8 protein-coding genes are annotated in these 7,497 nt (G+C 58.9%); 4 read left to right on the top strand and 4 right to left on the bottom strand.

The window, feature by feature from the left end:
* The coding region (locus A5774_RS07450) for an LmeA family phospholipid-binding protein (RefSeq protein WP_064834135.1) at positions 1-580 on the top strand (580 nt) is incomplete at its 5' end.
* On the opposite strand, the gene A5774_RS07455 is transcribed toward A5774_RS07450, so the two are convergent.
* A complete protein-coding gene (locus A5774_RS07455; protein ID WP_021354023.1) occupies positions 577-1,611 on the bottom strand; it encodes a diacylglycerol kinase family protein in 1,035 nt (344 codons plus the stop codon). The two genes, A5774_RS07450 and A5774_RS07455, sit on opposite strands and share 4 nt — an antisense overlap.
* Before the next feature lie 151 nt (positions 1,612-1,762).
* On the opposite strand from A5774_RS07455, the gene A5774_RS07460 reads away from it, so the two are divergent.
* Positions 1,763-2,380: an FABP family protein gene (locus A5774_RS07460; RefSeq protein ID WP_027018064.1), complete on the top strand. Its 618-nt coding sequence runs from the start codon at positions 1,763-1,765 to the stop codon at positions 2,378-2,380.
* 93 nt (positions 2,381-2,473) lie between these two features.
* Here A5774_RS07460 and A5774_RS07465 read toward each other — a convergent pair whose 3' ends face one another.
* A complete protein-coding gene (locus tag A5774_RS07465) occupies positions 2,474-3,433 on the bottom strand; it encodes an aminodeoxychorismate lyase (protein ID WP_064834137.1) in 960 nt (319 codons plus the stop codon).
* 85 nt (positions 3,434-3,518) lie between these two features.
* Here A5774_RS07465 and A5774_RS07470 point away from each other — a divergent pair, with 85 nt between their 5' ends.
* Positions 3,519-4,727, top strand: coding sequence for a folate-binding protein YgfZ (locus A5774_RS07470; RefSeq protein ID WP_369815539.1), 1,209 nt, complete (start codon positions 3,519-3,521; stop codon positions 4,725-4,727).
* 120 nt (positions 4,728-4,847) lie between these two features.
* Positions 4,848-5,027 carry a DUF3073 domain-containing protein gene (locus tag A5774_RS07475; protein ID WP_023018360.1) on the top strand — a complete coding sequence of 60 codons (180 nt, stop codon included), beginning with the start codon at positions 4,848-4,850 and terminating at the stop codon, positions 5,025-5,027.
* Positions 5,028-5,177: 150 nt separating this feature from the next.
* Here A5774_RS07475 and purM read toward each other — a convergent pair whose 3' ends face one another.
* Entirely contained in the window at positions 5,178-6,260 is a 1,083-nt protein-coding gene (purM, locus tag A5774_RS07480) for a phosphoribosylformylglycinamidine cyclo-ligase (RefSeq protein WP_023018361.1), read from the bottom strand.
* A 68-nt stretch (positions 6,261-6,328) separates the two neighbouring features.
* On the bottom strand, positions 6,329-7,497 hold a 1,169-nt coding region (gene purF, locus A5774_RS07485; RefSeq protein ID WP_064834140.1), incomplete at its 5' end, for an amidophosphoribosyltransferase.

Raw genomic sequence — 7,497 nt, forward strand, 5'->3', positions numbered from 1 at the left:
CTTGCGCTCTTCTCAGGTACCGGTTGTTGGGGTATCGGCACTTGATGTCGATGTCGACGGCGTCGGCATGGTCAACACCGGGGTCACGTTGCAAGGGTTAAAAGCCGAACCGAATCAGGTGTGGTCTGGTGATTTCTTGGGCGCGAAGGCGCAATCCATGCGTCGCACGATGCGGCTTGATGGCGTGGCGATGGGTGCTTGGCTGGATATGAAAGATCTGACAATCTCGCACCCGAAAAATATTTCTCCCGGTGGTGGCCCTGCAACCGAGGCCGTGTTTCAGGGCCGCCCGCCGGGTTTCCACGAACCAGTATCTGTGCTGGCAACGCTGCGGCTGGTGGGCGACGAATTTCAGCTGCGCCCGAAAGAAGTCATTAGCTCCTCAGTGCACCCAGACGATGCCGACGACGACGCGCTGGCAGCTTTTGATTTGACCGTAAACACCACGGCCTTGCCGTTGGATAAAGCCGCCGACGCGGTGTACTTGGAAGGCGGTTCCATCGTCTTTGAGGCGGTGCGCAATAACGTCATCGTGCAGCCGGAATATCTCGCCCCCGTCGGCAGAGCGAACGAGCTTTAAATCCGGAACAGGTCACGCACCACGGCTAAAATGCCGCGCTGCTGTACTGGAATGATTTCTTCCGGCGAGAACACCTCGATGGCATCCGGGATGCTGTTGAGTTCCACGGTTTTTAGTTTGCCCTGCGCCTCGCCATCGGCTTGGAAGCGCAGCGCCTCGTCACATTCCAAGGTAATGCGGGTGGCATCATCAAAGCGCAGCGTGCGGGCATCGGTGAATTTGTTCAAGCGGCCTTTTTCATCTGCCCCGAACAGGTGCAGCAGGCCGACGAAGCCGCCAACCCCTGTCAGATCCGTCAAGCCGAAGGTTCCCAGGCCCTTGTCGAAGGAGTTGCGCGGGTTGGTCACCACGGGCAGCGGCCCCAGGAAAGTCCATGGGTTCGTATTGGAGGCGAAAACCAGCGGGGCTTGGTCAATGTGCTGGGTTTGGCCGTCGGCAGATTCTGCATGCGCACTAATCTTCGGTGGTGCATGCAAGATTCGACGCCATGCCTGGTACGAGATACGCAGGTAGCGCAGCGGGGTGGCGGAAAAACCTTGCTCGCGGAGTTTATCGATACTGTGCAAAACGTCAGCGTCAATGCCAATGCCGGCGTTGACGGCAAACCAGCGGTCATTCCACGTACCCAGACGGATACGGCGCCGTAAGTTCTTCTTAATGTGCCCTACCAGCAGCTCTGTGGTGTGCACGGGATCCAGTGGGTAGCCCAGCGCACGCACAAACACGTTGGCCGAGCCCGTAGGAATCACAGCCAGGGCCGGAACCTCAGAGGCTTTACGACGCCCATCGCCGACCTTGCCCAACAGACCGTTGACCACCTCGTTGACGGTGCCGTCGCCACCAATTGCGATGACCACGTCGTAATCATCACGACTAAGCCCACGCGTCATGTCTTCAGCGTGACCGGCATAGTGGGTGAATTTAGTGATCAGATGCGAGTCATCAATACTGCGCACCAATGGAATGATGCGGCGGAAAAGCTCATTGGTTTGACTCGTGGAATTAGGGTTAGCGATTAACAGTAGGCGCACGACTCAATAGCGTAGCCGATCACACGGACGATCACACGGCAGCGTAGCCGATCGCCCGGACGATCACACGGTAGAATTGATGGTTATGACTTCCGAGGAGCAGAACAACCCAAAAAACCAGAAAGACCAGAAGCAAAAAGTCAACCCACAGATGCGTTTGGACGGCAACCAGGCTGTCAATTTAGCGGAACAACAGGCGAAGAAAACTGCCGACAAGAACATTCCGCAGACCGGCCTGGGCGCACTGCCAGTCCCGGATGACACGGCAAACCTGCGTTATGGCCCGAACCTGAACGACGGTCTGCTCGGAGTGCTGCCGCTGATCGGCGTGTGGCGAGGCGAAGGCCAGGCGGTTACCTCCGAAGGTCAGCACACCTTCGGCCAAGAGATCACCTTTTCACATAACGGCGAAAACCACGTGAAATACGACTCCCGCACCTGGTTCATCGACGAAAACGGCAAGCCTGCGGGTGCTTCCCGACGCGAAACCGGTTACCTACGCATCGACGGTAAAGATGCCATGGAGCTGACCTACACTTCTTCCGACGGCATCGTGGAGATCATGTACGGCCAGCCGCACAACGAGCGTTCCTGGGAGCTGGAATCGGCTTCCACCATGGTCACCGAGACCGGACCAAAGACCCTGGGCCCCGGCAAGCGTTTGTACGGCCTGATGCCCAACAACGATCTGGGCTGGGTGGACGAGCGCGTCACCGACGGCGAGCTAGCACCGTATATGTCTGCACAGCTGCAGCGCGTAGCTGGCTAATGGCTGCCGGTTAATGGCTGCGCCGCGCGTAACTGGTTAATAGCTACCGCGCGGTGCTTGCTAAAAACTGCACTGCATGGCCGAGGCAACAGCTTATAAGCTGAGTGCTTGTTCAATGAGGCCACGAATTTCCGCATGATTTGCCGGCGCTGGCAACTCCACTGCCGGTGAGTTCGAGTCTCCCAGGCTGGTCACCCGCACTGCGATGCGCACTGACGAGATCAGCCACACCGATTCCGCCTGGTACAGCTCCCCAGCTGTTACCGGGCGGTTTTCGCATATCCACCCCTGCTGCCGCGCATAGTCGAATAGAGCATCGACTGTGGTTCCCGCCAGCACATCCCCGGCAGGGGTCACCAGCCGACGCTGGCTGCCTTCCCGCAGCACCAGCACGACAGTGGAGGTCGCGCCTTCCAACACCCGAGCATCGCTTGCCGACGCGGGGCTGGTCGTCGCGTCGCTTATCGGCTCTACAAAGATCACATCATCGAAACCGTGGGCCTGCCGCAGCGCCGCCATCGTGGCCGCATAATTCACGGTCTTCGCACCCACCGTCGTGGTCCAGCCACGCGGGACCAATTGCGCCCGCACCCCGTCGTGCCGCTGTTGTAGAACCCCTTGTGCCACTGGCACGATCACCAGCCACGCCGTCGGCTGGGGCGCACCCGCTCCGGCGTCTCCGGCACCCCCGGTGCCCCCGGTGTACTGCCGTCCGCGCGAATAGGTCCAGGTGCACTTTCCTTCCCGGCCACCGGACTGCTCTTGCCAGTCCGCTACTGCTGCCGCGGCCACCTGCTGCCACACAGCGCGGTCTGGGGCCGGAAGGTCCATCCGTTGCGCCGAACGTTGTAAGCGGTCCAGATGCCGTTGCAGGTTCGCTGCCCGCCCGTTTCGGACCAACAGCGACTCAAACACGGCCTCGCCGCGAGTCACCGCGGCATCGTCCCAAAAGACCACCGGTTGCGCCGGATCATGGCGTCGGAAAGTACCGGCGAGTACATCCACGGTGTAGATAACGGGGGTTAGCGGTGCTGACGAGGGCTGCTCACACATGCCATGGATTATGCCAAGGTTTTAGCGCTACCATGGTGCTGTGACTACGCATTACCGTTCTGTACTGCTCAACCGTCCGAACGCTATGGCTTATCAGGAGGAGCCACCACACCCGGATGTCACGGGTGTGGCCTGGCATTACGGTGAGCCACTGAGCGAACAGCGCGCCATTACCTCCACTGGCGCGATTGTGGATCGCTCACATCGCCGCGTTATACGGGTGACCGGGCCGGAAGCCGCCGCGTTCTTGCATAATTTGCTTTCGCAAAAGCTTGACGACGTGCAAGCGGGCTGGTCTGGTTCTGCCCTAGATTTGGACACGCAGGGCCGCATTCTGCACACCATGGACATCGCGGTAACCACAGACGCTGGTGCCGGCGCGGGCACTGGTGCCGACGTGAGCGCTGGTGCTGGTGACGGCGCGGGTTCTGACACAGGCGCTGGTGCTAGTGATCACACAGGCGATAGCGTCGACGCAGGCGCCGCAGCTGCCCCCGAAGGGCTGGCCTTCTACCTGGACTGCGAAGCCGGGCAATTCGATTCCCTGCGGGATTTCTTGCAGAAGATGATCTTTTGGTCCCAGGTAACCATCGAAGAAGCCGATTTAGCGATCATCACCGTGCTTGGTGGACCAACGGATACGCAACTGCCTTCGCAGGCCGTCTATTCGCGCACGGTTTCGACGGCAACTCCCGCCGGTACTGGCAGCGCACAACCAACCACTGGTTTGTGGGAAGCCAGCCGCACTGACATCGCAGTTCCACGAGAGCAGCTAGAAGCAGCCGTCGAAGAGCTAGAAAGCACCGGTCTGCAGCTGGTCGGACTGATGGCGTATACCGCCGAACGGGTCAAGGCACTGGAGGCGGAGTCTGTGGATTTGGATGAAAAATCCATCCCGCATGAAATTCCACACTGGATCGGGCGTGGCGAAAGGGTCGGCGCTGTGCACCTAGAAAAAGGGTGCTACCGCGGGCAGGAAACCGTCGCGCGCGTGGAAAATTTGGGTCGTAGTCCGCGGGTGCTCGTATTACTGCACTTGGATGGTTCGGCGCCCACCATGCCTTCTCCTGGCGCGGACATTCAGGCGAAGGGGCGTCGCGTCGGCAAGCTAGGCACCGTGATTGATGATTGCGACTATGGCCCGATCGCGCTGGGCGTAATCAAACGTTCGGCATTGGATGCGGGACAAGTCAACATTGGTGATGTTGCCGCCAGCATCGATGCCGATTCCATCCCGGTCGAGGAAGGAGAAAAGGCTGGTCGGGCGGCTATTAACAAGTTGCGCGGACACTAGTTAGGCCCCAGTGCAGAATTTTTTGCAGTTTTGCTCTATCCTGTAACACAGGACGAATAAAAAAGCAGATGGGGCATCCGAATTCCCTGGATTGCCCTTAACCCAAAGGGGGTCATGGCTATGGGTCGAGGACGCCAAAAGGCAAAGCAGACTAAAGTTGCCCGGGAGCTGAAGTACAACTCCCCAGCAATGGATCTGGACTCGCTCCAGAAAGAGCTCGCCTCTCAACCGCCGGGACGCGGCTGGTCTCAGGACTCCGATGATGACTATGACTATGATTCGGACTACCGAGGAGACTAGCCCCTAGGCTTACAGCGAAACTAAAGTTTGTCCCTTTAGTTTTTCTCCACCCCACTACCCCTTCCAGGTCGCACAAGGTTTCTCCGTGCGGTCTCCTGGAAGGGGTTGTTGTGTGGCTGCCACGCGGGCAGCCGAAACACCCCAAACAGCCTAAAACTGTGGGTGTGCACCGTGCATGACGACGCGTGGTTCTTCCTGTTCTGCAGCACGAACCGTGCCCAGCTCCCAAGCGTCGATGTGGCGTGCCGTGAGCACAGCTAGTGCCCGGTCGCGGTCCTCCGGAGAGACAACAGCAATCATGCCCACGCCCATGTTGAAGGTTTCTTCCATGGCTTCCAGGCTGACGTTGCCAGTCTCAGAGATCTTCTTGAAGATCGCCCCAGGGGTCCAGGTGGTGCGGTATACATCGGCAGCCAGGCCTTCTGGGATGACGCGCTCCAGGTTCTTCGCCAAGCCACCGCCAGTGACGTGGCAGAACACCGATACCGAGCATTCCGACATCAGTTCCAGGCAGTCTTTCGCATAAATGCGGGTAGGTTCCAAAAGCTCTTCGCCCAAAGTGCGGCCGAATTCTTCCACGTGGCCATCAAGTGGCAGGTTGGCCTGCTCCAGTAAGACGTGGCGCGCCAACGAATAACCATTGGAATGCAAACCAGACGATGCCATCGCGATAATGACGTCGTCTTCGTTGACCTTTTCTGGCCCCAGCACGTCATCAGCTTCTACCACACCGACGGCGGTGGCGGATACGTCGTAATCGTTTTCACCCATGACACCTGGGTGTTCTGCGGTCTCGCCACCCAGCAGTGCGCAACCTGCGGTCACACACCCCTCGGCAATGCCGCCGACAATATCAGCAACCTTTTCCGGGTACACCTTGCCAATGGCCAGGTAGTCCTGCAAAAACAGTGGTTCTGCGCCACAACAGATGAGGTCATCCACGCACATGGCCACCAAGTCAATGCCGATGGTGTCGTGCTTATCCATCGCTTGGGCCACGGCTAGCTTCGTGCCCACACCATCGGAACCGGATGCCAGCAGCGGCTCGCGGTACTTACCCAGAGCAAACAGGCCGGCAAAACCGCCGAGATCTCCGCGGACCTCTGGGCGGGTGGCGCGCTTGGCGTGCGGCTTAATCAGCTCAACAGCCTGCTCGCCTGCTTCTACGCTGACGCCAGCATCGGCATAAGTTGGGGAATCCGGCTGCGATCCAGGCTGGGAAGAATTCGTCATAATCTCAATCTATCCTTTTATCGTGTGTATTCTGCGGCGCAATGCAGCGCGGTATCGAGGCATCCTGACTACTCAGCACTGTTGAGCAGCGTGCGCACAGCATCAGCATTGGAATTACCCTGCGGTAGGCCCAATGGGTAATTGCCGTCGAAGCACGCGGTGCACAACTGCCTGGCTGGCTGCTCGGTGGCAGCGACCATCTCATCAATAGAAACAAAGCCCAGAGTGTCCGCACCGATGGCACTGCGGATGGTTTCAGTCATGCCTTCCAGGGAATCATCGCCACCAATATTGGCAATCAACTCAGCAGGGCTAGCGAAGTCAATGCCATAGAAGCATGGCCACTTCACCGGCGGCGAAGCAATGCGCACATGCACCTCGGCGGCACCGGCTTCCCGCAACATTTTGATCAGCGCACGCTGGGTATTACCACGCACGATGGAATCATCCACCACCACCAAACGTTGGCCTTCGATGACCTCACGCAGCGGGTTCAGCTTCAAGCGGATACCCAGCTGCCGCAGGGTTTGCGTCGGCTGGATGAAGGTGCGCTGCACATAAGCGTTTTTCACCAAACCCTGGCCAAACGGAATGCCGGATTCGCGGGCATAGCCCACGGCAGCCGGGGTGCCCGATTCTGGCACCGGAATTACCAAATCACCTTCGGCAGGATGGGTTTGCGCCAGGCGTTTACCGATCTCTAAACGCGTCGCATTCACATTACGGCCCCGGATGGTGGAATCCGGCCGAGCCAAATACACGTATTCGAACACGCAGCCCTTGTGCTTGGTTTCTGCGAAACGCTGCGTGCGCAGCCCGGCTTCATCAATAGCGATCAACTCACCCGGCTCAATTTCCCGGATGAATTGCGCGCCGACGATATCCAACGCACAGGTTTCCGAAGCCACGACCCAGCCGCGCTCCAGGCGGCCAAGCACCAACGGGCGCACACCGTGCGGATCACGGGCAGCATACAAAGTATTGCCGTCGGTGAAAGTCAAAGAAAACGCGCCATGTACGTCTGGCAACAGGCGCGCGGCGGATTCCAAAATCGAATTATCATCACCGACGCCGTCGGCAAGCAACGCGGACATCACAGCAGTATCCGAGGAGGTATCCCCCGCCGTGATAAGGCCACGCTCTTCGGCCATGCTGCGCAGCTCCAGGTAATTAGTCAGGTTCCCGTTGTGTGCGAGAGCAACATCCTGGCCATGCTTGGACGTACGGAACATGGGCT

It is taken from the genome of Corynebacterium sp. EPI-003-04-2554_SCH2473622 (assembly GCF_001665955.1).
Taxonomy (GTDB): domain Bacteria; phylum Actinomycetota; class Actinomycetes; order Mycobacteriales; family Mycobacteriaceae; genus Corynebacterium; species Corynebacterium pseudodiphtheriticum.